This is a genomic window from Serratia fonticola, from assembly GCF_001006005.1.
Lineage (GTDB): Bacteria > Pseudomonadota > Gammaproteobacteria > Enterobacterales > Enterobacteriaceae > Chania > Chania fonticola.
This window is the reverse complement of record NZ_CP011254.1, coordinates 1373161-1398812: the sequence shown is the minus strand read 5'-3', so window position 1 is coordinate 1398812 and position 25652 is coordinate 1373161. Positions and strand designations below refer to the sequence as shown.

Sequence of the window (25652 nt, the reverse complement as noted above, 5' to 3'; positions counted from 1 at the left end):
TCAAATATTTAACGTATTAAACGTTTTTTAGTTACGTTATGAGATGTAGACCACGGAATAAAGCAAGCGTGCAAACGGTGGGGCCTGACGTGCGTCACAACTCGACGCACGTCACACCGCGGTGTTGCTTAATGCAGTTGGGTGCTGCTGTCGGCATTGCCGTTGTGAAGGGCGGCGATGTCTAACGCATCGAATACATAATGATTACCACAGTAATCACAGTGCATATCGATGTTGCCATCCTGTTCCAGCATATCGGCCACTTCTTCCGTTGGCAGCGTGATCAAGGCATCGGCACAGCGTTGGCGTGAACAGGTGCAGCGGAAGATCACGTCCTGGGGTTCGTACAGCGTAACCTCTTCCTGATGATAGAGGCGATACAGTACTTCGTTGGCCGGCAGGGTGAACAGCTCGTGATCCTTGATGGTGGCGGTCAGCTGTACCAGATGGTCGAAATCATCGGCATTGCCGTCCTGAGCTGGCAGCACCTGCAGCAACATGCCGGCAGCCGCTGGCTTGCCTTCGGCTTCGCCGGTGCGGATAAACAGGCGCGTTGGCAGCTGCTCGGACTGGCGGAAATACCCTTCCAGGCACTGGGCCAGCGTTTCACCTTCCAGACCTACCACGCCCTGATAGCGTTCACCTTCAGACGGGCTGATGGTGATCACCATAATGCCGTTACCCAGCATCTGGTGCAGGGTGCTGTCGGCCACAATCTCGCCTTCGACACGGGCTACACCACGCATTTCTTGGCGATTGTTGCCGTTGATCACTGCCAGTTTCAGCGGGCCGTCACCTTGCACCTGAACGGTAATGTCACCGTCGAACTTCAGCGTGGCGGTCAGCAGGCTGGTGGCGACCAGCAACTCGCCCAGCAGTTTTTGTACCGGTGCCGGATAATCATGGTTGGTCAGGATGTGCTGATAGGTTTCGCTGACGGTAACCAGCTCACCGCGCACCGCGTAGTTTTCGAACAGGTAACGGTGCAATTGGTCATGGTTGGACATAGTTTTCTCTCTTTGAGGCGAGGGATTATTCCTGCTCGCCAAATTTAAATTTAATCAAATCGCGCCGCTCTTTCTTGTCCGGACGACGATCCGGATGCGGCATGGTCAGCGCATTCATCTTGCGTGCCAGCGCCACTTTCTCGCGGTTGGCAATGCTGGCCTCGGTTTCCTGATACATCAGCTGCGCCTCATCGGCTCCACGCCGTTGGCTATTGATGGCCAGCACGATGACAATGCGTTCGTCGTTGCCCTGACGCAGCTTGATTTCGGCATTGATTTCAACGGCTTTACTCGGCTTGCCGCGCTGCCCGTTGTAGTGCACCTTGCCGCCGTCGATCATGTCACGGGCCAGTGCGCGGGTTTTGTAAAATCGGGCGGCCCACAGCCATTTATCCAGGCGGACGGCCTCATCCGGTGTTGCTTTGGCTTTCATTGCTCCCTCCGTTCCAAGGCCGGTATCAACTGGCGGTAGTCGCTCATCGACGGATAACGCTGGAAAGTTTTACTCGCCATGCTGGAATCCGGGTTCTGCACGCCAAGGCAGTAGCGGATACCAAACTTGCTTGCGGCATCCAGAATGGGTTCACCATCATCCACAAACAGCGTGCGCTGCGGGTCAAAGCCGGTTTGCTGCTGCACGGCCTGCCACAGACGCTGATCTTCCTTTGGATAACCAAATGTGTGGGTGGAAAGTAATAAATCAAGGTGTCGATCCAAACCGGTGTGCTCAACCTTCACCGCCAGACTGTGTGGATGCGCGTTGGTGAGCAGGATGGTGCGCTGCCCGGCATCGCGTAACGCCTGCAAAAACGGCTGGGTATCTTCACGCAGCCGAGCGCGGTTGCCGACTTCGCTGGTCATTTGGTAGATATCCAGCCCGAGGCGTTCACTCCAGTAATCAAAGCAATACCAGTTCATGGTGTGTTGCACGGCCAGGTATTCCTGGTGAATGATTTTGCTGGCGTCGTCGAAGGGAATGGCCCGTTGCTCACTTAACGCCTGCGGTACCAGCGTTAGCCAAAAATGGCTGTCGAATTCCAGATCCAGCAGGGTGCCGTCCATATCCAGCAGTACGGTATCAATATCGTGCCAATCAAACTCAGGAACCATGAACCAACTCCATAGGCGGGATAGCGGTATCCCGCGGATGATAAAAAACATACAGCCTAGTATAGGCGGATGGCAGGGCGGAGGCTACGCCATCGGGCGTATGGATATCGGGGTGAGCTGCGGGTTGAAGCAGCTGTCGTAATAGCGCTGGATATCGGCGAGGCGATGTTGGTTTTTGCGCCTGCGTTGCACCAGCCGCCAGGAGTTGTAACCCAGCACGACGACCAACACCAGCAACAGCAGGCTGGTGCCAAGATAGCGCCACAGGGTCACGATATCCGGTTCACTATGCAGGGCGATATGCCGAGTGCCGTTGGCATCGACAAAGATATTGGTGATCACCCCGTTTGCCCGGAACGGCGTATGTAGCAACATGCTGCTAAGACGCTGTAGCTCTTTCCATTGGTCGAGTGAGTTGTATTCGTTCAGCGGTTGTGTGGGCAAGGGATAATCCACCAACTGCTTGCCTTCGTCACTGGTAATCAAAAAACCGCCCGGCGGTGGGCTGTTGAGGGCCGCAGCGGCCTGACGGGTTTCCCGCACCACAAAGGCAGAGGTAGCCGCGTTACTCAGGTTTTCCAGCGATTCAGCACTGACCGGACGGAGCAGAACGTTAACGCCTTCCAGCGCCCCGGATTTGGCCCGTTTCACCAGGTTGGCCCAGTTCTTGACGTTGCCCAGATTGACCAATGCGTTCTTCAAGCGCACACAGTCGGCCTCCGTGCCACACAGGTCCTGCGTTTTCAATACGATATCCGCAAAGTCATCCAGCAGGATCATGCCTGACTTTTCAATGGCACTGGCCAATTGCGGGTTCACTTTCTGCTCGGCACCGCTTGGGTGCAGTTGCCGGTTGATGGTGGCCATCAGCGCGGCAGCTTTATCGATCACTTCCGATTCAGGCTGTGGCAGCGGGGTAGCCGTATTCCAGTAAATCCCCGAACAATCGAAAGGCATAAAGCTTGGCGCAGTGGCGCTGTTGTTGCCCGAAGGAACGAAGCACATGCCGTTACCCTGAATTTTCAGCCTATCGCCGATATGCAGTGGAATGGCCTCCAGCGCCTGAACGCTGGTGACTTCCGTCTTCTGTGTGCCCTGTAACCACGCGGTGCTCAATTTAGCGGGTAGGCTGAGTGGAATGTAGATTAACAGTAACAACAGCACCACGAGCGAACTGGCCGCTAATACGGCGTTCTTGCCCCAATGCTGCAAGGGGAAGTTCTTCACTTCGTCATGCAGGGAAAGATAGTGCCCCTGACGTACCACCTGCCGGTTGAGGTAGATATCCACATTGGTGGTTTTACCCAGGTCCGCATTCAGGTAAGGCAGCCAGTGCGGGGGGTAGATCAAATCGATAATGCCAAAAGAGATATTACTGATTTGCCCCTGATTGGACTCACCGAATAACCCCCAGCGCTTTGGCGTGCCGCGCAGACAGTGCACCTCTTTCAGCTCTTTTTCGCTCGGGCGGCGCAACAGATGCCAGCAGCCCCAGACGATCATCAGCACCGCCACCAGAATGATCCAGGGGATCACTACCACCGGACTGATCAGGCTAAGGAACAGCAGCAGTAGGGCAGCAGAGATGAGGGCCGCTTCCTTGACGCCGTTCGGCCGGTTAAGCTCATGTTCCTCGCGGGTTTCCTTGCGAATGTTCACCAACTCAATATGTTCGCTCTCTTCTTTGCGGATGGAGGCGTTCCTTGTCGGGGTTGTAGTCACTACCGGCGAAGGTGGGCTGTCGTAAATATGATCCAGCAGCGAATGGCCATTGAGTGAGATCACCAGCGGTAGCGTCTGGGTTTTGATCACTTCGACATGGTTATCGGCGCTGATGTACTGCTCCCAAAACGGAGGAAGATGGATCTCTTCCGAGTCGAGGTAGTAGCGCCAGTTGTTGGGTTCATCGCTGGCCAGACCATAGCGGGTGATGGCATGGGTGATCGGGTAAACGTTGTCGCTCTGTGCGGTCAACGCCAGCCTGGCAGAAGGCAGGGAAGTGGAACCCGACAGCAGTTTGTTGCCCAGGTGGTTCTGTTGGTTGAGGTAATTCTCGATAGCTGCCCGCTCTGGCGCGGTCAGTTTGCGGTGGTTAGGTTTGACGAACGGCAGGATACCTGCCAAGGCTGGCTGGGGGCGGAATTTAAACCACAAGTAGAGGCCAGCAGCGATCAGGCAGGCTAGCGCTAAGGCCAATATCAACGCTATTGTGCTCATGCTATTCTCGTCCTACACCCATGAAACCGCCAATCTTACGCAAAGCCAGACATTATACGGAGTTAACCGCCCAGAGATAGAATGACCCACCGTATTAGTTGTTATCCGGCTCTCATTCGTGGCTATCGTTAGGCATTTACCGTACGATTTTTTAACCTGCACGAGCATAGCAATCCTCATGGTGTCCGGATATCAGGATTATCCTATTTGCCTACCTGTTTTTTTATCCACCGGGGTAGCTGCTGGTCAGGTTTGTTAAAAAAAAGTAAATTACAGGCTAAGCTCGTTGCGGAAATGGTTCCCATTAACGCACAATGTGATCAAGATCGAGTTTAGCCAGTGGTTGACCCTTTTGCTGTCTACCACAACGCGCATATTATTATCCTGGTTATCTGCCTGAGAGTACTGAGTATTCAGTGTATTAGGCGGTTAACCTATTTGAGGCAATCATGGATAAACAGCTGCAAAAACCTAGAATTCTGAAAGTCGAAACGGTCGCGCGCTCGCGTTTATTTAACGTGGAGTCGGTCGATCTGGAGTTCAGTAACGGTGTGCGGCGGGTCTATGAGCGTATGCGCCCTTCGGAACGCGAAGCGGTGATGATTGTGCCGGTGATAGGGGATGATTTGCTGCTGATCCGTGAATATGCGGTAGGCACCGAATCCTATGAGCTGGGCTTCCCCAAAGGGCTGATCGACCCTGGCGAAGGGGTGTTGGAAGCCGCTAACCGTGAACTGATGGAAGAGGTCGGCTTTGGGGCCGGGCGCTTTGATTTCCTCAGCAAACTGACGATGGCACCTTCCTATTTTTCCAGCCAGATGAATATCGTGCTGGCACACGACCTCTATGCGCAAAGCCTGGAGGGGGATGAGCCAGAGCCGTTACCCCAGGTGCGTTGGCCGATAGCCAACATGATGGCACTGCTGGCGGAACCGGACTTTCGTGAGGCGCGCAATGTCAGCGCATTGTTCCTGGCAGAGGCATTCCTGCGCGGTTCACGCTAACCCTCCATCGATTCATCTGCACGGGCGCTGCTGACAAACCCGCACGGGCTCACAACATGCGGCGCCCGCCGGTTAAGATAAAAAAATGGCCAGATTGCTCTGGCCATTGTCGTTTTTAGAACAGCTCGTGGCTTTCGCCACCAGGGTCTGTCAGGGTGGTTCCGGCATCATGTACCGAGAACTCCGTGGGTTGAGTGCCTTCGATAAAGTACTCGGAACGGCTACCTCCGCCCCCGTTGGACAGTTTGCCGGTGCTCTTGTCGATGGTCACGCTGACAATCCCCGGCGGTGGAGTGACTTTCTGCTCTGGCAGGCCTTCCAGCGCCACCTTCATAAAATCATCCCAAGCCGGTTGAGCACTCTTCGCCCCACCTTCACCACCGGAAATCTGATCCGGGATGGCACCTGAAGCGGAGGCACGGCCAAGATTGCGGCGGTGATCGTCGAAACCGATCCACACCGATGTCACTGTTTCTGGGCCGTAGCCGGAGAACCAGGCATCTTTCGAACTGTTGGTGGTACCGGTTTTGCCGCCGATATCATGGCGTTTAAGATCGCGGCCTGCGCGCCAGCCGGTGCCCATCCAGCCCGGTTCACCGAAGATATTGGTGTTCAACGCATCACGGATCAGGAACGACAGCGGGGTGCTGATCACATGTGGCGCATACTGCTGGTCGTTATCCTGCTGCATCTGGGCCGGGGTTACCTGCTCAAGCTGCGGCATCGGTACGTTGGCATTGTTGCCTTCCTGCGAGACTGCCACGTTCTCGGTGTTATCATCGGAAAGCATGGCCGAACGATGCGTATCACCGTAGATCACCGGCAGGTTGCAGCTGTCGCAGACCACTTTGGGTTTGGCTTCGAATATCGCGTTACCGGTATCGTCTTCGATCTTGGTGATGAAGTACGGGTCAACCAGGTAGCCACCGTTGGCCAACACCGCATAGCCGCGTGCCACCTGTAGCGGGGTGAACGAAGCTGAGCCCAGCGCCAGCGATTCCGAATGCACGATGTTTTGCGCCGGGAAACCAAAGCGTTGCAGATATTCAGCGGCATAGTCCACGCCCATGGCGCGCATTGCCCGCACCATCACCACGTTTTTCGATTGGCCAAGGCCTTGGCGCAGCCGGATAGGACCGACGTAAGTAGGTGGCGAGTTTTTTGGCCGCCAGTCGGTACCGGCACCGGCATCCCAACGGGTGATCGGCAGATCGTTGAGGATGGTGGCCAGCGTCAGCCCCTTATCCATCGCCGCGGTGTACAGGAACGGTTTGATGTTGGAACCCACCTGGCGCAGTGCCTGGGTTGCGCGGTTGAACTTGCTCTGGTTGAAATCGAAGCCGCCGACCAGCGCCTTGATAGCGCCGGTGTTAGGATCGAGCGATACCAGCGCCGAGTTCACGTCCGGCACCTGTGACAGCCACCAGTTGTCGTTAACTTTACGCACCCAGATCTGTTGGCCGGGCTGCACCACGTCGGTGACGCGCTTCGGCGTAGGGCCTTGCACCGTATCGCTCTTGAACGCACGTGCCCAGCGCATGCCAGACATGGGGAGCGCAATGCGGCTGCCATCGGCCAGCATGGCAGTAGCCTGTTCGGCATCCGCCTGCAGGATCACTGCAGGAGACAGCGGGCCATAGTTCGGCAGGTTCTTCAGGGAATCGACAATCTGTTTCTGATCCCAGGCTGGTTCACCCACTTTCCACAGCACGTTTGACGGGCCGCGATAGCCGTGGCGCATGTCGTAGTTGAGGATGTTGTTACGTACCGCCTCCTGCGCGCCTTGTTGCAGCCGCTTGGTGATGGTGGTGTAGACCTTGTAACCGTCGGTATAGGCGTTTTCACCGTAACGCTTGATCATCTCCTGACGCACCAGCTCAGAAAGATAAGGGGCGGAGAAGCTGATTTCCGGCGCATGGTAATTGGCTACCAAAGGCTCATTGCGGGCCTGATCGTACTGCGCCTGCGTGATGTAGCGCTCATCCAGCATCCGCGATAGCACTACGTTACGACGCGCTACGGAGCGATCGTGGGAGTACAACGGGTTAAAGGTGGACGGTGCCTTGGGTAATCCGGCAATGGTGGCCATTTCGCTCAGCGTCAGTTGGCTGACATCCTTACCAAAATAGACATGCGCGGCAGCACCCACGCCATAAGCGCGGTAACCCAGATAGATTTTGTTCAGATACAGCTCAAGAATTTCATCCTTGGTCAGCATCTGTTCAATGCGGATCGCCAGGAAGGCTTCCTTGATTTTGCGCATCAAGGTGCGTTCCGGGCTCAAGAAGAAGTTTCTGGCCAACTGCTGGGTGATGGTACTGGCCCCCTGCGAAGCATGGCCGGAAACCAGCGCGACCGATGCGGCACGGAAGATACCAACGGGATCGACCCCGTGATGATCATAGAAACGGCTGTCCTCCGTGGCGATGAAGGCATGCACCATCACCGGTGGGATTTGGTCCAGCTTGAGAGGTATACGGCGTTTTTCACCATATTGGGCGATCAGTTCGCCCTCCGCGCTGTAAACTTGCATCGGGATTTGTAGCCGCACGTCTTTCAGCGTTGCGACATCGGGCAGCTGTGGCTCGACATATTTGTACAAGCCAAAAATCGAGGCTGCTCCCAGCACGATGCAAAACACTGCAAGGATTAAAAGATACTTTACGAACTTCACCTGAGATTTCCCATTTCATGTCAATTGGGCAGTTTATAAACAACCGCGCGGTAGTATAAAGGCAAGCCTGCAACATGGATATGTTCTTTTGTTATCTGAGGGTACGGAGGTGGGGTGAAATATGTTTTCTCAAACGTGGCAGGTGGGGTTGGATATCCAGGATCACAGCATCAGAGCGCTGGCTGCGCAGCATCGGCGTAACGGTTGGCAATTGCGCCACTGGTGGCAACAGGCATTGCCCTATTCGGCGCTGCGGGCGGGGCATTTAGAGAGTTCTGCAATGCTGGTGGCGCTACTCAAGCAGTGGCGTAGCCGGTTACCAAGACATATTTCCTTACGCATTGCTTTACCCGCACAGCGGGTATTACAGCAGACGTTACCCCTACCGGATCTGCGCTTGCAGGAACCGGTTCGCCATGACTACATCACCACCCAGGGCCTGAAACAGTTCCCGTTAGACAGCCAGACGTTAGCAATGGATTACCGCCAGGCGCAGCCCAATACCCATCAGTTGCTGCTCACCGCGGCCCGCCAGCAGGAGCTGCAACAATGGCTGCATTGCCTGCAACTGGCGGACCTGCATCCCCAGGTGATCGATATCGCACCCAATGCGCTAAGCATGATGGCCGCATTTGCTGGCTTGGCTCCCGATGCCGGGCTGCTGCATCGCCTGGAGTCAGAATGGCTATGGGTAGCGCCGCGAGCGATGTCTTTTGCTTATGGCGTCTTGCCTGCGGGGGAAGCCGTCGGCGTCAAGCAGGCGTTGGCAGCCCTGCGTTCAGCTTGCCCAGCCATGGGGGCTAAAGAGGTGTATTACAGCAGCGTGCTGGACGAGGCCGCGCCAGAAGGCGCCATGCCCTGGTCGCCGTTCACGGCTTTCAGCCGCTTATACCCGCCGCTGCCTGCCCAGCCGATGGCGTTTGTTCTGGCTGGCGGGTTGGCCCTGCGCCGCGAGGATGCCTGATGTATCAGGTCAATCTGTTGCCCTGGCGCCTCAGACGGCAGCGGCAACGCTACACCTTCTGGTTACGCTGCTTCGTTGCTCAATTGCTGCTGGTGCTGGCTACGCTCACGACAGCCTACTTTTTGCTGTTCTACCAACAGGCCAAGCAACGGTCGATATTGCAGGGCTTAACGCAGCAACACACTGAGCTGGCTGGGCGTATTCAGCAGACGCAGCAAAAGATGGCCGAATTGGCCCGTTTGGCCGCAGAAAGCACCCGTTACCAGCATAATCGAGCGCGCAACCTGCGTTACTTGTCGCTATTGCAACAGCTCTCGGTAGCGCTGCCGGACACTTTGTGGCTCACGGATTTTGAAGAGAACGCCAGGGGGATTTTGCTGCGGGGGCAAGGTGGGGCGTATGGGGAGATTGTCACCTTTGAACAGCGGTTGGCCGCGCTACCTTTGTTGCAGGGTTGTCGCCTGGTTGAAGTCACACAGCGTAAGGAGGGAGGGCTGGCATTCACTGTCACGGCACGCTGGGGGCAGGATGGATAAGCCCCTGCCAGACTGGCTTATTCCCTGGCTAGCCCGGCCTGGTTGGCAGTTGCTGGCGGCTCAATGGCTGGTATTAGCTGGGGTTGGGCTGTTGGCCTGCAGTGGGGTGATCACGGGGGAATGGCAACGGTGGGAAAGGCTGGATGAGCAGCGTCAGCAGTTGGTACACCAGATTGCCGAGCGTCAGCAGCAACTGAGCCAGCTACCGCCGTTAGCAGAGCTTGAGCAGCGGTTGGGGCAGCAGGTGTTGATCGTGCCTGATGAGCCGGAGGATTTGGGGACTCAGCTCTATCAGCTTGGGGGGCGGCTGCTACGTTTCCAGCAGCAGGAGAAACCAGCCCAGCAAAAGATAAGGTTACAGCTAGCTTTCGATGGCTTGTTGCGCTTGCTGGAGGCGCTGCCATCCACCCGCAGGATTGGGCAGATGAAGATCGAGAGGCAGCCCGAAGGGTTAACCACTCAACTGACTCTGATTAGCTCAGAAGAGGCGGTGGATGAATAAGGCGTGGTGGTTTTGGCTGTTGCTCTCGGCTCCGCTGTGGGCTGAACAGTATCGCGATCCGTTCCAGCCACCGCTAACGGCGGCCTGTGCCGATCCTGCCGTTTCACCAGAGGGCTGGCGGCTGAAAGGGATTATTGGCACACCGGATTTGCGCTATGGCTGGGTGGTCACCCCACAGGGGCAGTGGTTGGGGTTATTGCCCCGGCAGCGGGTGCTGGATGGGGATTGGCAAGTGATACAGATCCAGCCCCGGCAGCTTGAGCTCGTTGCGCAGGATAGGGCAGAAGCATGTCGGCCACGCACGGGCAGTGTGGTGCTAACGTTGGGGAAAAAACCGTAAGGAAAAGTGATGAAAGGATATCAGTGGTTTTTTGTGGGGTGGCTGGCTCTCCCTCTAGCGGTGATGGCGGGTGTGCAGCAGGAAAAACCGGTGTCGCTGGCGTTCCATGATACCCCGGTCAGCCTGATTTTACAGGCGCTGGCGGAGTATCAAGACCTGAACCTGGTCGCAGCCGAGGGGGTCGACACCAATCTGACGCTGCGGTTGGACAATGTTCCCTGGCAGCAGGCGTTGGCAGTGGTGTTACGCATGGGCAAGCTGACGATGACGCTGGAGGGCAATGTGATGATGGTTTTCCCACTGCCGGATGAGCAGGAGCTGCTTCGTCGGCAGCGGGCGTTGGCGCAGCAGGAGCCGCTGCACAACTTGACGATCACGCTGCAAAACGCGGAGGCCAGCGAGATAGCGCAGAGCCTGGATAGTCAACGTGGCAAATTATTGACCGAGCGTGGCAGCGTCGTGGTGGATAAACGTACCAACGCGTTGCTGCTGCGTGACACCGCTCAGGCGCTGGCCCAGTTGAAAACCTGGGTGGCAGAGATGGATACCCCGCTGGAACAGGTGCAGCTGGCTGCCCATATTGTCACCATCAGCAGCGAGAATTTGCGGGAGCTTGGCGTAAGGTGGGGGCTGGCGGCAGAAGAAAGGCCAGCCAAAAAGCTGCGGATAGACAATTTCAGCGTTGGCCTGCCGGTAGAGAACAGCGCCATAACGGCCGGTTTCCACCTGGCACGCATCAGCGGGCGCATCCTGGATCTGGAACTGTCGGCGCTGGAGCAGGAAAATCAGGTGGAGATTATCGCCAGCCCGCGCCTGCTCACCGCACATCTGCAAACCGCCAGCATTAAACAGGGCACGGAAATCCCCTACGAGGTGTCGAGCGGTTCCAGCGGTGCCACCTCGATCGAGTTCAAGGACGCGGTGCTGGGCATGGAAGTAACGCCAAAGATTTTGCCCAATGGCCGCATCACCCTGACGTTACAGATCAGCCAGAATATGCCCGGGCGTTCGATCAAACAGGGCGAAGGAGAGGCGCTGGCGATCGACAAGCAGGAGATTAAAACCCAAGTGACGGTGAAAGATGGTGAAACCATCGTCTTAGGGGGCATTTTTCAGCGTCAGCGCAACCAGGCGACCGATAAAGTCCCTGGCGTGGGCGATATCCCCTTGCTGGGATCGCTGTTCAAACACAGCAACCAACAGCATAAAAGGCGCGAGTTGGTGATTTTCATCACGCCCACACTGGTTAAGGTCTAAATTGTCCCGATCGTGATGTTGGGCACGGTGATGACGCCAAGGCCAAATGAGGGAAACCGACGAAAGTTGCTGTTAATCTGCCAAATCACGACATCCCGAGACTTTTTCAGATAAACTCCAGGCGGAGATCTCGCTGCAATGCTCGGTTCACGAGGTCTTAGTCCAAAATCCTAGCCGTTGAAAACGCTTAAAAGTTGGCAAGCAAATGCACTTTTTTTCGTGCCTTAGAGGCATCTGAGTTTGACGCTGCGGCCGATTTAGCTTACAAGGGTTACCGAATTGAGCACCGAGGTTTTTTTGTTAATGCTGTACCCGTCGTCTTCCAGGCTGAAACCTGGGATCCATAGGGTATAAGACGCCGTTAAAAACGTATGGTTTCCCTCCTGCGGCGTGGATAGTGATTTATTCGGTTGCCAAACTACCAAGAGTGTTGAGATAATTTTTCGTCTGATCTCGCACTATCGCTCATGAGGTTTCAGTTTAGGTCCCGCCGCTAATTTGATTGGCGGGGCGGGTTATCATTAACGAATTGTCTTAGTAATACCGAAAAACATGGCAGAGAAACGCAATATCTTTCTGGTTGGGCCTATGGGTGCCGGCAAAAGCACTATTGGCCGTCAGTTAGCTCAGCAACTCAATATGGAGTTTTTCGACTCCGATCAAGAAATTGAGCGACGTACCGGAGCTGACGTGGGCTGGGTATTCGACGTGGAAGGGGAAGAAGGTTTCCGCGATCGTGAAGAAAAAGTCATTAATGAACTGACGGAAAAGCAAGGGATTGTGCTGGCTACCGGCGGGGGCTCGGTTAAGTCGCGTGAAACGCGTAACCGCCTGTCGGCGCGTGGTGTCGTGGTCTATTTGGAAACCACTATCGAGAAGCAGTTGGCCCGTACTCAGCGCGACAAGAAGCGTCCGCTGTTGCAGGTAGACTCTCCTCCGCGTGAGGTGCTGGAAGCGCTGGCTAGAGAGCGTAATCCGTTGTACGAAGAAATTGCAGATGTCACTATCCGCACCGACGATCAAAGCGCTAAAGTGGTTGCCAACCAGATTATCAACATGCTGGAAAGTAACTGATAGCGGGTTCCGTGTTGGCCGCGGGCAAATGCGGAAATTCTGATTGTGTTCCCCGCGTTGGCGGGGATAAACCACACCGAGAACTGAGCGCGACATGGAGAGAATTACCGTAACGCTTGGGGAGCGTAGCTACCCGATTACCATAGCCGCCGGATTGTTTGACGATCCGGCTTCTTTTATGCCGCTAAAGGCGGGTGAACAGGTCATGCTGGTCACCAACCAGACTTTGGCACCGTTGTATCTGGAGCGAATCCGGTCGGTGCTGGAACAGGGCGGCGTAGTGGTGGATCAGGTGATTCTACCTGATGGCGAACAGTATAAATCTCTGGCCGTACTTGAGCAGGTGTTCTCGGCGCTGCTGGAAAAGCCCCACGGTCGCGATACCACGTTAGTTGCCCTCGGCGGCGGCGTGATTGGCGATCTGACCGGCTTTGCTAGCGCGTGCTATCAACGCGGTGTGCGTTTTATCCAGGTTCCTACCACGCTGCTCTCGCAGGTGGACTCCTCCGTTGGCGGCAAAACCGCCGTCAATCATCCGCTCGGTAAAAATATGATCGGCGCCTTCTACCAACCGGCTTCGGTGGTGGTAGATCTGGACTGCCTGCGTACTTTACCGGCGCGTGAACTCTCCTCTGGTCTGGCGGAAGTGATCAAATACGGGATTATTCTCGATGGTGATTTTTTCGTCTGGCTGGAAAATAATATTGATGCGCTGGTTGCGCTGGATATGGACGCGTTAGCGTACTGTATCCGCCGCTGTTGCGAATTGAAGGCCGAAGTGGTGGCTGCCGATGAACGTGAAAACGGTCTGCGGGCGCTGCTCAACCTGGGCCATACCTACGGCCATGCCATCGAAGCCGAAATGGGCTACGGTGTCTGGCTGCACGGTGAAGCCGTGGCGGCTGGCATGGTGATGGCTGCTGAAACAGCACGTCGTCTGGGCCAGTTCTCGGCTGACGATATCGAACGGATCAAGGCGCTGCTGCTGCGCGCCGGGTTGCCGGTTTGCGGGCCGCAGGAAATGACGCCTGAGGCCTATCTGCCACACATGCTGCGTGATAAAAAAGTGTTGGCGGGGGCGTTGCGTTTGGTATTGCCGAAGGGCATTGGTGAAGCAGAAGTTCGTGGCGGTGTTGCCCATGAGCTGGTGCTGGCATCTATCGCCGACTGTTTACCAACACAGCGCGCGTAAGTCGGTTACACTCAATAGCATTAACGTTTCGCCAGGTTGATATGCAGCCGTTTCTTTGCTGCTATCCGGGCTGAACCTTGCCCGCCGGGCAATTCCATGGATGGCGTAATTTGACGCAGGTCGACAGTGCTTGAGCTTGCGGGCTATAACAGTAGCTTGGCTGCTGTTAGACTCTATAAAAATTGTGCGCAGGGCGAGACAGATGTCGCTTTGCCATCATCGGGTTAATAGTCTCGAACCACCTGGGTGGCGAGATTTTGCCTCTAGTTGGAGGGTTTCAGATGGATGAATTTAAACCAGAAGACGATCTCAGGCCTGATACCAGCGATCGCCGTCCTTCGCGTTCACGTCGGCCAGCCGCAACTGGGCCGCGTTTTGCCGTTTCACGTCAGCATATGATGATTGGGATTGGCATTTTGGTGCTGCTGTTGCTGATCATCGGCATCGGTTCGGCGCTGAAGGCCCCCACCAAGCACGAGGTTGCGCAACAAGGGGCAACCCGCGACATCAATCTGTCGGGCTCCTCGTCGCTGACCACCAGCAACAACGGCGTTGCGGGCGGCACTACGGATACCAACGATAACAACGGTGTCAGCACCTCTCAGCCTCAAACTGTTAGCGTCCCACCTATCTCCAGCACGCCGACCGAAGCACAACCTGTAGCGCCACAGGGCGGTGCTGGTGAGCGTGTCGATCTGCCTGGCAACATGGCCGATGCCTTGTCATCACAGCAAGGTCAGGTTGATGCAGCTGCCGCGCAAAATATTAATGCCCCAGCTTCCGCTTTACCAACCGCTCCGGCGACCGTGATGAACGGTGCTACCGCGCGTCCGGCGGCGAATGGCAATGCAACCGCTGCGACGCAGCCGCATAAAACGCCTGCCACCAAGCCAGCAGCCACCAAGCCGACAGCATCGGTCAAACCTTCTGCGACCACCACCACGGTTTACACCCCACCGGCCAAAGGCAAGAGTGGTGTGGTGAGCGGCAGCGGAAGCTCACTGAAAACCGCACCGGGTAGCCATTACACGCTGCAGTTGAGCAGTGCCTCACGCTCCGATACGTTGAATGCCTTTGCCAAGCGACAGAATTTGCCACACTTTATGGTGTACGAGACCAAGCGTGATGGTAAGCCCTGGTATGTGTTAGTGAGCGGCAACTACGCTTCTTCGGCGGAGGCCAAGCGTGCCATCGCCACGCTGCCGGCGGAAGTTCAGGCGAAAAAACCATGGGTCCGTCCTGTACAGCAAGTACAGCAAGACCTGAAAAAATAATCATTAATTTTGTGCGCTGATGTGCTGTCTGAAGCAGAGTACATATCCGCCGCTCTGAATTGTAATAAGTAGCTAACTGACGGCATGAAGAAAAACCGCGCTTTTTTAAAATGGGCTGGTGGAAAATACCCGCTGATAGACGAGATCCGTCGTCATTTACCAGAGGGTAACTGCTTAATCGAGCCCTTCGTGGGCGCGGGTTCAGTCTTCCTGAACACAGAGTACGAGGCTTATATTCTCGCCGATATCAACAGCGACCTTATCAGCCTGTATAACATCGTTAAGCTGCGCACGAGTGATTTCGTGCGCGATGCCCGCTTGCTTTTCACCGACGAATTCAATAACTCAGAGCAGTTCTACCTGCTGCGCGAAGAGTTCAACACCACTGCCGATGAGTATCGGCGTGCGCTGCTGTTCCTGTATCTGAACCGCCACTGCTATAACGGCCTGTGCCGCTATAACCTGCGTGGTGAGTTCAATGTGCCGTTTGGGCGTTACAAGAAGCCCTACTTCCCGGAAGAAGAGCTGTATTGGTTTGCTGAAAAATCACGCAATGCCACTTTTGTCTGCGAGCACTATCACGATACCATGGTGAAGGCGACCCAAGGTGCGGTGGTCTATTGCGATCCGCCATATGCTCCTCTGTCGGCAACGGCGAATTTTACCGCTTATCACACCAACAGCTTTAGCCTGGCCGATCAGCAAGGGCTGGCGCGCATAGCGCATCAGCTGTCGGTGGAAAGCCACGTGCCGGTGTTGATTTCCAACCATGACACCGAGCTGACGCGTGACTGGTATCAGCATGCTTCGCTGCATGTGGTGAAGGCTCGTCGCACCATCAGCCGCAATATTTTAGGCCGCAGTAAAGTGAACGAACTTCTGGCGCTGTATAAAAAAGCTGAATAACTCGACCCCTACGTTTGGAGAAGCGGATGAAAAAGTTTTTGATTGCCCCGTCCATTCTGTCTGCAGATTTTGCCCGCCTGGGTGAAGATACTGCCAAAGTGTTGGCCGCCGGTGCTGACGTGGTGCATTTTGACGTGATGGATAACCACTACGTGCCTAATCTGACGATCGGGCCAATGGTGTGCGAAGCCTTGCGCAATTACGGCATTACCGCACCGATTGACGTCCATCTGATGGTAAAACCGGTCGATCGCATCGTGCCGGACTTTGCCAAGGCTGGGGCAACCTACATCTCTTTCCATCCCGAAGCTTCCGAACACGTTGACCGTACCATCCAACTGATCAAAGAGAACGGCTGCAAGGCGGGCCTGGTGTTTAACCCTGCGACCCCGTTGAGCTATCTCGATTACGTGATGGACAAGATCGACGTGATCCTGCTGATGTCGGTCAACCCTGGTTTTGGTGGTCAATCCTTTATCCATGGCACGTTAGACAAGCTGCGTCAGGTTCGCAAACTGATCGACGAAAGCGGCCGCGACATTCGCCTGGAAGTGGACGGCGGCGTGAAGGTAGACAACATTGCTGAGATCGCTGCAGCGGGCGCGGACATGTTCGTGGCAGGCTCGGCCATCTTTGGCAAACCGGATTACCGCGCGGTGATCGATCAGATGCGCAGCGAGCTGGCAAAGGTGAGTCATGGCTGATTTTAGCGCTATCCGTGGTCTGGCCTTCGATCTCGATGGCACGCTGGTAGACAGTGCACCGGGATTGGCGGCGGCCATCGATATGGCGTTGGCTGAAATGGGTCTGCCGCAGGCCGGTGAGGCCCGTGTTGGCACCTGGATTGGTAACGGTGCCGATGTGCTGGTCCAGCGTGCGCTGCGCTGGGCAGAGGTGGAAGCCACGCCAGAGCTGTGCCTGCAAATGCGTCAACGTTTCGACCATTTCTATGGGCAAACCGTAGAAAGCGGCAGCCGCCTGTTTCCACTGGTAATAGAGACGCTGGCCCAGTTGGCCAAGCTTGGCTACCCGCTAGCGCTGGTCACCAACAAACCGACACCCTTTGTGGCCCCTTTGCTGACGTCGCTCGGCATTATCGACTTTTTCTCGCTGATTATCGGCGGTGACGACGTGGTGGAGAAAAAGCCACATCCTGCCCCGCTGTATCTGGTGTTCGGCAAGCTTGGCCTGCGGGCCGGTGAAGTGCTGTTCGTCGGTGATTCACGCAATGATATTCAGGCGGCGCAGGCGGCAGGTTGCCCGAGCGTCGGTCTGACTTACGGATATAACTACGGTGAAGCGATCGCTCTGAGCCACCCCGACCGCGTGTTGGAGCGCTTCGCCGATTTGTTGCCCGCACTTGGGCTGTCATCTTTAGAAGATCGGGAAATTTAACTATGAGTAAGCCCATCGTTTTCAGCGGCGCGCAGCCGTCCGGTGAACTGACTATCGGCAACTACATGGGGGCGCTGCGCCAGTGGGTGCAGCTGCAGGACGAGTTTGATTGCATCTACTGCATAGTCGATCTGCATGCCATCACCGTGCGTCAGGATGCACAACAGCTGCGAAAAGCCACCCTGGATACGCTGGCGCTGTACCTGGCCTGTGGCATCGATCCAGAGAAAAGTACCATCTTCGTGCAGTCTCATGTGCCAGAACATACGCAACTGAGCTGGGTGCTGAACTGCTACACCTATTTCGGTGAACTGAGCCGCATGACCCAGTTCAAAGACAAGTCGTCGCGCTATGCGGAAAACATCAACGCCGGTCTGTTCAGCTATCCGGTACTGATGGCGGCAGACATTCTGCTGTACCAGACCAATCAGGTGCCGGTCGGTGAAGACCAGAAGCAGCATCTGGAACTGAGCCGTGACGTTGGCCAGCGCTTTAACGCGCTGTACGGCGACGTGTTCAAAGTGCCGGAGCCGTTTATTCCGAAATCTGGTGCGCGCGTGATGTCGCTGCAAGAGCCGACCAAGAAAATGTCCAAGTCGGACGATAACCGTAACAACGTGATCGGCCTGCTGGAAGATCCGAAGGCGGTGACCAAGAAGATCAAACGCGCAATGACCGATTCCCAGGATCCGCCGGTCATTCGTTACGACGTTGCCAATAAAGCGGGGGTGTCCAACCTGTTGGATATCCTTTCCGGTGTGACCGGCAAGAGCATTGCCCAGTTGGAAGCCGAGTTTGAGGGCCAGATGTATGGTCACCTGAAGGGCGCTGTAGCAGAGGCCGTGTCTGGTATGTTGGTCGAGCTGCAAGAGCGTTATCACCGTTTCCGCAACGATGAGGCTCTGTTACAGCAGGTGATGCGTGATGGCGCGGCGAAAGCCCGTGCTCGTGCGCAGGAAACCTTGGCGAAGGTGTATGAAGCCGTAGGTTTTGTACCACATCCTTAATGGATGCAGACACCATCTCAGTCAGTTCGCCAGCTAGGGGCGCAGCATGCGCGCCCCTAGGATCGAAACTACAAGCTTAGCAACATTGCTAGCAATCTGAAGCGGCCAAAGGGTCGCTTTTTTTATGCTATTTTGCTTAGGTCTGCTGGTGTTTCCCGGCAGGCATTCCAGTTCAGCTTGCTGCGCAGGCTGACGACGCTGCCAACGATAATCAGGCTTGGGCTGGCTGCCTGTTTGGCTAGCTCACCCAGCTGTGCCAGTTCGCCTTCGATCACTTTCTGGCGAGTTGAGGTACCGTTTTCGACCAGCGCCACGGGCATTGAGGCCGCCATACCGTGAGCGATCAACTGCTGCTGGATTTCTGCCGCCTGGGTTAATCCCATATAGAACACCAGCGTCTGCTGCTTGGCGGCAAGCTGTGCCCAGTCCAATCCGCCGTCGGCCTTGGCATGGCCCGTCACCAAACGCACGCTTTGCGCGTGATCGCGGTGGGTGAGGGGAATGCCGCTGTAAGCCGAACAACCCGAAGCCGCCGTGATCCCTGGCACTACCGAAAAGGGAATATCCGCTTCGGCCAGCGTTTCCAGTTCTTCGCCACCCCGGCCAAAGATGAAGGGATCGCCCCCTTTTAGCCGGACGACACGCAGGCCTCGTCTGGCCTGTTCCACCAGGATCTGATTGATGTGTTCCTGGGGTACGCAGTGGTATCCGGCACGCTTGCCCACAAAGATTCGCTCGGCATCACGGCGCACCAGGGCCATAATTTCTTCAGAGACCAGGCGATCGTAAACGACCACGTCAGCCTGTTGGATTTGTTGCAGGCCTTTCAGCGTTAGCAGGCCAGCATCACCGGGGCCTGCGCCTACCAGCACCACTTCGCCCCGTTCTTCAGGCCGATCGGCGAACAGCTTTTCAACCTGCTGGTTGGCCTGCGAGGTATCGCCGTTGGCCAGGGACTGCGCCAGTCTGTCGTGTACGAACAACCTTTCCCAGAAGCGGCGACGAGCGCCAATGCTACCAAACTCCTGCTTCACCCGCTGGCGCAATGAACCCGCCAACTGAGCCAGTTGACCCAGGTGCTGTGGCAGAATGGCTTCCAGCTTTTCCCGTAGCAGACGTGCCAGCACCGGGGCTTTGCCCCCGGAAGAAACGGCCACCATAATCGGCGAACGATCGATAATCGAAGGCATGATAAAGCTGGCGCGTTTGGGGTCGTCTACCACGTTGCAGAACACCTGCCGTTGGTTGGCGCACTGATAGACCAGGGCGTTGACTTCCACCCGATCGGTGGCGGCAATCACTAACCATTTCTCTGCCAGCAAGTCGGCAGAAAACTCACTTTCTACCAGCGTCACCTGGCCTTGTTCGGCCCAGATCAGGAATTGCTCACTGAATTCGAGCGAGTTGACGGTTAACTTCGCACCGGCCTCCAGCAGCAGGCGAGCCTTACGTTCAGCGACTTCCCCGCCGCCGACCAGCAGGCAGGCTTTGTGTTGCAGTTGGCAGAAAATGGGTAAGTAATCCATCGGCAATCCTCGGGGAAGTGGTAAACGGGGGCGATCGCTCACCCCCCAAAATCATTATGCGTTTTGGCGAGCAGCAGCAATCTCAGCCTGTGGACGCTGGGCACGTGGCGTGGCATACCAGTAACCGAGGCCCATAAACACGGCACCAGAGACCATATTGCCCAGGGTCACCCACAGCAGGTTATGACCGATACCGCTCAGGGTATAGGCTTCGCTGTGGTGGCCGAACCAGGACAGGGCAAACAGCGTCATGTTAGCTACCGAGTGCTCGTAACCGGAAGCGATAAATGCCAGCAAACACCACCAGATGGCGATGAATTTGGCCGCGCCTTCAACGCGCAGTGCCATCCAGATAGCCAGGCAAACCAGCCAGTTACACAGCACGCCTTTGAAGAACAGCACTTCTGCCGGGGCGGTGGTTTTGGCCAGCGCCACGGTATGCACCAGGCTGGTATCCATCGGCAGCAGGCTACCGCCGCCGTAGTAATACATCAGCGCGACCAGCACCGAACCGAGCAGGTTACCCAGCCAGGTTTGTGGCAGTACGGCCCACATCTGGCTGTGCTTGATGGTACCGGCTTTGACGCCCAGCATCAGAAACATGGTATGGCCGGTGAACAGCTCTGAACCGGCGATGATCACCAGCGTCAGTGCGATACCGAAGGTGGCACCCATGACCAACGGACGGATGGACGGATCCACCAGGTTGCCGAGGGTAAAGATCAGGATGATGCCAAGACCGACGTAGGCCCCGGCCATAGCGGAACTGATCCAGAAGCCGAGCGGACTCTCTTTGGCCAGTTTGACGATGCGTGCCGCGTTGGCAGCACATTTGTTGATGGTGTCGGCGAACATAAATTTCCCTGGAAATGAATAATAAAAAGTGTGTTTGTAATAAGGGTAATGCTGGTCAGTTAGGCAAAAAGAAACGCCCTCACCCTAACCCTCTCCCCCAGGAGAGGGGACCGATCGAGCTAGTTAATTGTTTAGCGTTTTACCTTGCCTTTGTTGTTTCTACTCTCTACTTTCCGCAGCTGCATGGGCTAACTACGTGCTCTGGACAGCTCCCTCTCCCTGTGGGAGAGGGTTGGGGTGAGGGGCAAAGGATTACTTGGCCGCCACCTGAACCAGGCCGTCGACTACCCGGCTGGCGAAGCTGGCCACGGAGCGGCTCTCATCTTCCAGACAGAAACCGTCGTGCAGGCGGAAATGCTGTTTTTTCAGCGGGCTGGCGACCCACAATTCACCCTGATGTTCGGCAATCAGGCCACGAGAAAGCACGCTGGCCTGGGCAAACGGGTCGATATTGCTGATGGCAAACAGCCGTTCGTCGGCATAAGGGCGGAATATCGCCACCTGCTGGGTGCCGATCAGCGCACACACGCCGGTCGCGGGCAGAATATCGGCGATGGGGCAAACGGTGATCCACTGGCTCATGCGTTGTTCTCCTCGGTTGCAAGCCAAGTAACGGGAATGCGTTCATCCGGGCGTGCTGGGCGATGTTGCTCGCGCTCGGCCACGACCTGAACGTTAGGATCGCGCTGGCTGTTGTTAATAAAGTGGGCGAAACGCACCTGCGATGCAGGATTTTCGACAGTGGCTTTCCATTCGCAGATCACCGCTTCGCGCAGGCGGGCAATTTCGGTTTCCAGCTGTGCGTTGATGCCCAGCTTGTCGTCGATAATCACCTTGCGCAGATAATCGATGCCGCCTTCCAGGCTTTCCAGCCAGACCGAAGTACGCTGCAACTTATCGCCGGTGCGGATGTAGAACATCATGAAACGGTCGAGGTAACGCATTAGCGTTTCGTTGTCGAGATCGGCGGCCAGCAAATCGGCATGGCGCGGTTTCATCCCGCCGTTGCCGCAAACATACAGGTTCCAGCCGTTCTCGGTGGCAATAATGCCGACGTCTTTACCCTGCGCCTCGGCACACTCACGGGTGCAGCCGGAAACGCCAAACTTCATCTTGTGCGGGGTACGGATGCCTTTGTAACGGTGTTCAAGCTGTACGCCGAAGCCAACGCTGTCACCCACGCCATAGCGGCACCAGGTGCTGCCGACGCAGGTTTTCGCCATCCGCAGCGCCTTGGCGTAGGCGTGGCCGGTTTCGAAGCCGGCGGCGATCAGCTTGCTCCAGATGGCGGGCAGATCGTCTTTCTGCGCACCGAACATGCCGATACGCATCGAGCCGGTCATCTTGGTGTACAGGTTGTATTCTTTGGCAATCTGGCCGACGGCGATCAGACCTTCCGGCGTGATTTCACCACCGGCAGAGCGTGGGATCACCGAATAAGTGCCGTCTTTCTGGATGTTGCCCAGGAAGTTGTCGTTGGTATCTTGCAGCGGCGTGTGCTGCGGCTTGAGCACATACTCGTTCCAGCAGGAGGCCAGCAGTGAACCGACGGTCGGTTTACACACTTCACAGCCGTAGCCTTTGCCGTATTTCGCCAACAGCTCGTCGAAGGTTTTAATGCCTTCAACCCGGATCAGGTGATACAGCTCCTGGCGGGAATAGGCAAAGTGTTCGCATAGGTGATGGTTAACCTCAATGCCCTGTTTGCTCAATTCGGCATTCAGCACCTGGGTGATCAGTGGAATACAGCCGCCGCAGCCGGTACCGGCCTTGGTCTCGGACTTGATCGCCGCCACGGTATGACAGCCCATATTCACTGCCTTGATGATATCGCCCTTGCTGACGTCGAAGCAGGAACAGATCTGTGCGGTTTCTGGCAGTGAATCTACGCCGATGGCAGGCTTGCTGCCGGCATGGGCTGGCAGGATCAGGCTGTCCGGGTTTTCCGGCAGTTCGATGTTGTTGAGGGCCAGTTGCAGCAGGTTACCGTAGTCGCTGGTATCGCCAACCAGCACCGCGCCGAGTAACGTTTTGTTGTCTGCGCTGACGACCAGGCGCTTGTACACCTCTTTGCTTTCATCCAGATAGACGTAGCTGCGGGCACCTTCGGTGCGCGCGTGCGCATCACCAATGCCCCCAACATCGACCCCCAGCAGCTTCAGCTTGGCGCTCATATCGGCACCCTGGAAGCTGTTTTCACGGCTCAGCAGATGGTCGGCGGTGACCTGAGCCATCTTGTAGCCCGGCGCTACCAAGCCAAAGGTGCGCTGCTGCCAGGAGGCGCATTCGCCGATGGCGTAAACGTCCGGATCGGAGGTCTGGCAGTTATCGTTAATCGCAATGCCACCGCGTGGGGCGGTAGCCAGCCCGCATTGGTGAGCCAGTTTGTCCTGCGGGCGGATGCCGGTGGAGAAGACGATAAAGTCGACCTCCAGCTCGCTGCCGTCGGCAAAGTGCATGGTTTTGCGTGCGCTTTTGCCGCCGTTGATGATTTCAGTGGTGTTCTTGCCGGTGTGGACTTTGACACCCATGCGCTCAATCTTGCGGCGCAGCTGGTCGCCACCCATCGGATCGAGCTGTTCTGCCATCAACATTGGCGCGAACTCGATCACGTGGGTTTCCACGCCCAGGCTTTTCAGTGCGCCAGCCGCTTCCAGGCCGAGCAGGCCACCACCCACCACTGCACCACGTTTACTACGGCGGGCGCAGGATTCGATAGCGTTGAGATCTTCAATGGTGCGGTAAACGAAGCAGTCCTGAGTCTCTGAACCTTTGATCGGCGGGATCCACGGGTAGGAGCCGGTCGCCATGATCAGCTTGTCGTAATACACCGTGCGGCCGGTATTGGAGTGGATCACTTTCTCTGCGCGGTTAATGGTGATCGCGCGCTCGCCCACCAGTACTTTGACGCCCTGTTTTTCGTAGAAGCCTTCGCGGACCAGCGAAAGCTCTTCGGCAGTGTGGTGGGAGAAATAGGAGGAGAGATGCACGCGGTCGTAGGCGATGCGTGGCTCTTCACAAAAGATGGTGATGTCGAACTGGTCTTTGTCTGCCTTTTCCAGCAGATCTTCGATAAAGCGGTGGCCGACCATGCCGTTGCCGATAACCGCGAGTTGGACTCTGCTCATTATTGCCTCAAAATTCTGATTTCCTGGATGTACCTTATTCCTCCCAGAAGGCAATTTATTGATACAGGTCAAGCTAGCCCCTATATACCTCTAAGGTGGTATATCTATGATTTATATCGATATTTGATAAGTTGCGGTTTTTACTCAACTTTAGCTGAATCGAGCCAGTTAATGGAAAAAGTACTCCTTGGGGAGTAGCGAAAGGGGAGAGGCGCCAAGCGGCGATTTTGTCAGCTCGTCATTGCCCAGTATGATGAAAGAAATGGTGAGCCGAGCAGAGGTAAAAAATGGCGAACAATCCGGTCAAGTTTATCGATAACCTGCGCCTGAGCGGGCATGAAGGGCTATGGCAGTTGGCCATTGAGCAAGGGCGGATCGCGCATATCATTCCACAGCCTGAGGGTCTGGAGTGGCGCAGCGACGTGTTGGATGCCGAAGGCGGGCTGGCGCTGCCGCCGTTTATCGAGCCGCATATCCACTTGGATACCACGCAAACCGCCGGGCAGCCTGCATGGAACCAGTCCGGCACGCTGTTTGAAGGCATTGAACGCTGGGCAGAGCGAAAAGCACTGCTCACCCATGAAGACGTGAAGCAACGCGCGTGGCAGACGTTGAAGTGGCAAATCGCCAACGGCGTGCAGCATGTGCGCACCCATGTCGACGTCTCTGATCCTACACTGACCGCGCTGCGTGCGATGCTGGAGGTCAAGCAGGAAGTCGCTCCTTGGATCACATTGCAAATTGTGGCCTTCCCTCAGGAAGGGATCATGTCGTATCCCAATGGGGAAGCCTTGCTGGAGGAGGCGTTACGGCTCGGGGCGGATGTGGTTGGGGCTATCCCGCATTTTGAATTCACCCGCGAATACGGCGTGGAATCGCTGCACAAGGCTTTTGCCCTGGCGCAAAAATATGATCGGTTGGTGGACGTGCACTGCGACGAGATTGACGACGAGCAGTCCCGCTTTGTTGAGACCGTGGCCGCGCTGGCGTTGAAGCTGGAGATGGGCGCCAAGGTTACCGCCAGCCACACCACCGCGATGCATTCCTACAATGGGGCCTATACCTCAAGGCTGTTCCGGCTGCTGAAAATGTCCGGTATCAACTTCGTGGCCAACCCGTTGGTGAATATTCACCTGCAAGGACGTTTCGATACTTATCCTAAACGGCGTGGCATCACCCGGGTTAAAGAGATGCTGGAAGCAGGCATCAACGTCTGCTTTGGTCATGACGACGTGTTTGACCCCTGGTATCCGCTGGGCACCGCCAATATGTTGCAGGTGCTGCATATGGGGCTCCACGTCTGCCAACTGATGGGCTATGGCCAGATCGATGACGGTTTGAATCTGATCACCACCCACAGCGCACGAACCCTGAATCTGACGGATTACGGTTTGCGTGCAGGCAATAGTGCCGATTTGGTGATCTTACCTGCAGACAGCGGTTTTGACGCAGTACGCCGCCAGACGCCGGTACGCTATTCGATCCGTGCTGGTGCGGTCATCGCGGCCACCCAGCCTGCGCAAACCACGCTGTATCTGGAGCAGGAAGAGCAGGTCGACTTCAGGCGTTAGACATAAAAAAAGGGTTCTGCGTTGGCAGAACCCTCGGATTGATGACAAACCTTAATCGACCAATAAATGGGCGCAGCATGCGGCGCCCCTACGGCAGTATATGTTCGCCCCTG

23 protein-coding genes are annotated in these 25652 nt (G+C 56.2%); 14 read left to right on the top strand and 9 right to left on the bottom strand.

Going from position 1 to position 25652, the window contains the following annotated elements:
• Positions 1 to 128: 128 nt before the first annotated feature.
• The 4 genes from hslO to WN53_RS06220 form a co-directional block, all read right to left on the bottom strand.
• Positions 129 to 1007: an Hsp33 family molecular chaperone HslO gene (hslO, locus tag WN53_RS06235; protein ID WP_024482748.1), complete on the bottom strand. Its 879-nt coding sequence runs from the start codon at positions 1005 to 1007 to the stop codon at positions 129 to 131.
• Between the two features lie 25 nt (positions 1008 to 1032).
• On the bottom strand, positions 1033 to 1440 hold the full coding sequence (gene hslR, locus WN53_RS06230; protein WP_024482747.1) for a ribosome-associated heat shock protein Hsp15: 408 nt from the start codon (positions 1438 to 1440) through the stop codon (positions 1033 to 1035).
• Positions 1437 to 2117: a GMP/IMP nucleotidase gene (gene yrfG, locus WN53_RS06225; RefSeq protein ID WP_024482746.1), complete on the bottom strand. Its 681-nt coding sequence runs from the start codon at positions 2115 to 2117 to the stop codon at positions 1437 to 1439. Before yrfG ends, hslR begins: the two co-directional genes overlap by 4 nt.
• Positions 2118 to 2201: 84 nt before the next feature.
• Positions 2202 to 4334 (bottom strand): intracellular growth attenuator family protein, encoded by a 2133-nt coding sequence (locus tag WN53_RS06220; protein WP_024482745.1) that lies wholly within the window; start codon positions 4332 to 4334, stop codon positions 2202 to 2204.
• Positions 4335 to 4783: 449 nt separating this feature from the next.
• On the opposite strand from WN53_RS06220, the gene nudE reads away from it, so the two are divergent.
• Entirely contained in the window at positions 4784 to 5338 is a 555-nt protein-coding gene (gene nudE, locus WN53_RS06215) for an ADP compounds hydrolase NudE (RefSeq protein ID WP_024482744.1), read from the top strand.
• A 115-nt stretch (positions 5339 to 5453) separates the two neighbouring features.
• On the opposite strand, the gene mrcA is transcribed toward nudE, so the two are convergent.
• Positions 5454 to 8012, bottom strand: coding sequence for a peptidoglycan glycosyltransferase/peptidoglycan DD-transpeptidase MrcA (mrcA, locus tag WN53_RS06210; protein ID WP_024482743.1), 2559 nt, complete (start codon positions 8010 to 8012; stop codon positions 5454 to 5456).
• Between the two features lie 121 nt (positions 8013 to 8133).
• Between mrcA and pilM the strand changes: the two genes are divergently transcribed.
• The 12 genes from pilM to trpS all read left to right on the top strand — a co-directional run bounded on the left by pilM (position 8134) and on the right by trpS (position 18459).
• Positions 8134 to 8976: a type IV pilus biogenesis protein PilM gene (pilM, locus tag WN53_RS06205; RefSeq protein WP_024482742.1), complete on the top strand. Its 843-nt coding sequence runs from the start codon at positions 8134 to 8136 to the stop codon at positions 8974 to 8976.
• Positions 8976 to 9512 (top strand): PilN domain-containing protein, encoded by a 537-nt coding sequence (locus WN53_RS06200; protein WP_024482741.1) that lies wholly within the window; start codon positions 8976 to 8978, stop codon positions 9510 to 9512. The genes pilM and WN53_RS06200 overlap by 1 nt, the downstream gene beginning before the upstream one ends.
• On the top strand, positions 9505 to 10014 hold the full coding sequence (locus WN53_RS06195; protein ID WP_024482740.1) for a hypothetical protein: 510 nt from the start codon (positions 9505 to 9507) through the stop codon (positions 10012 to 10014). The genes WN53_RS06200 and WN53_RS06195 overlap by 8 nt, the downstream gene beginning before the upstream one ends.
• A complete protein-coding gene (locus tag WN53_RS06190) occupies positions 10007 to 10354 on the top strand; it encodes a DNA utilization family protein (RefSeq protein ID WP_024482739.1) in 348 nt (115 codons plus the stop codon). The genes WN53_RS06195 and WN53_RS06190 overlap by 8 nt, the downstream gene beginning before the upstream one ends.
• A gap of 9 nt (positions 10355 to 10363) precedes the next feature.
• Positions 10364 to 11611, top strand: a complete 1248-nt coding sequence (hofQ, locus tag WN53_RS06185) for a DNA uptake porin HofQ (protein ID WP_080660642.1) — start codon at positions 10364 to 10366, stop codon at positions 11609 to 11611.
• Positions 11612 to 12163: 552 nt separating this feature from the next.
• Entirely contained in the window at positions 12164 to 12685 is a 522-nt protein-coding gene (gene aroK / locus WN53_RS06180; RefSeq protein WP_005271698.1) for a shikimate kinase AroK, read from the top strand.
• Between the two features lie 94 nt (positions 12686 to 12779).
• Complete coding sequence (aroB, locus tag WN53_RS06175; protein WP_024482737.1) at positions 12780 to 13877, top strand: 3-dehydroquinate synthase; 1098 nt, start codon at positions 12780 to 12782, stop codon at positions 13875 to 13877.
• A gap of 281 nt (positions 13878 to 14158) precedes the next feature.
• Positions 14159 to 15151, top strand: a complete 993-nt coding sequence (locus tag WN53_RS06170) for an SPOR domain-containing protein (RefSeq protein ID WP_024482736.1) — start codon at positions 14159 to 14161, stop codon at positions 15149 to 15151.
• A gap of 84 nt (positions 15152 to 15235) precedes the next feature.
• A complete protein-coding gene (dam, locus tag WN53_RS06165; RefSeq protein WP_024482735.1) occupies positions 15236 to 16057 on the top strand; it encodes an adenine-specific DNA-methyltransferase in 822 nt (273 codons plus the stop codon).
• Positions 16058 to 16083: 26 nt separating this feature from the next.
• Positions 16084 to 16761, top strand: a complete 678-nt coding sequence (gene rpe / locus WN53_RS06160; RefSeq protein ID WP_024482734.1) for a ribulose-phosphate 3-epimerase — start codon at positions 16084 to 16086, stop codon at positions 16759 to 16761.
• On the top strand, positions 16754 to 17452 hold the full coding sequence (locus WN53_RS06155; RefSeq protein ID WP_024482733.1) for a phosphoglycolate phosphatase: 699 nt from the start codon (positions 16754 to 16756) through the stop codon (positions 17450 to 17452). The genes rpe and WN53_RS06155 overlap by 8 nt, the downstream gene beginning before the upstream one ends.
• Before the next feature lie 2 nt (positions 17453 to 17454).
• Positions 17455 to 18459, top strand: coding sequence for a tryptophan--tRNA ligase (gene trpS, locus WN53_RS06150; RefSeq protein WP_021181695.1), 1005 nt, complete (start codon positions 17455 to 17457; stop codon positions 18457 to 18459).
• A gap of 122 nt (positions 18460 to 18581) precedes the next feature.
• Here trpS and cysG read toward each other — a convergent pair whose 3' ends face one another.
• The 4 genes from cysG to nirB all read right to left on the bottom strand — a co-directional run bounded on the left by cysG (position 18582) and on the right by nirB (position 23968).
• Positions 18582 to 19985: a siroheme synthase CysG gene (gene cysG, locus WN53_RS06145; RefSeq protein WP_024482732.1), complete on the bottom strand. Its 1404-nt coding sequence runs from the start codon at positions 19983 to 19985 to the stop codon at positions 18582 to 18584.
• A gap of 54 nt (positions 19986 to 20039) precedes the next feature.
• Positions 20040 to 20840 (bottom strand): nitrite transporter NirC, encoded by an 801-nt coding sequence (gene nirC / locus WN53_RS06140; protein ID WP_024482731.1) that lies wholly within the window; start codon positions 20838 to 20840, stop codon positions 20040 to 20042.
• A 252-nt stretch (positions 20841 to 21092) separates the two neighbouring features.
• Positions 21093 to 21422 (bottom strand): nitrite reductase small subunit NirD, encoded by a 330-nt coding sequence (nirD, locus tag WN53_RS06135; RefSeq protein WP_024482730.1) that lies wholly within the window; start codon positions 21420 to 21422, stop codon positions 21093 to 21095.
• Complete coding sequence (gene nirB / locus WN53_RS06130) at positions 21419 to 23968, bottom strand: nitrite reductase large subunit NirB (RefSeq protein WP_024482729.1); 2550 nt, start codon at positions 23966 to 23968, stop codon at positions 21419 to 21421. The genes nirD and nirB overlap by 4 nt, the downstream gene beginning before the upstream one ends.
• 287 nt (positions 23969 to 24255) lie before the next feature.
• Between nirB and WN53_RS06125 the strand changes: the two genes are divergently transcribed.
• Positions 24256 to 25539, top strand: a complete 1284-nt coding sequence (locus WN53_RS06125; protein WP_021181689.1) for a cytosine deaminase — start codon at positions 24256 to 24258, stop codon at positions 25537 to 25539.
• Positions 25540 to 25652: the final 113 nt, after the last annotated feature.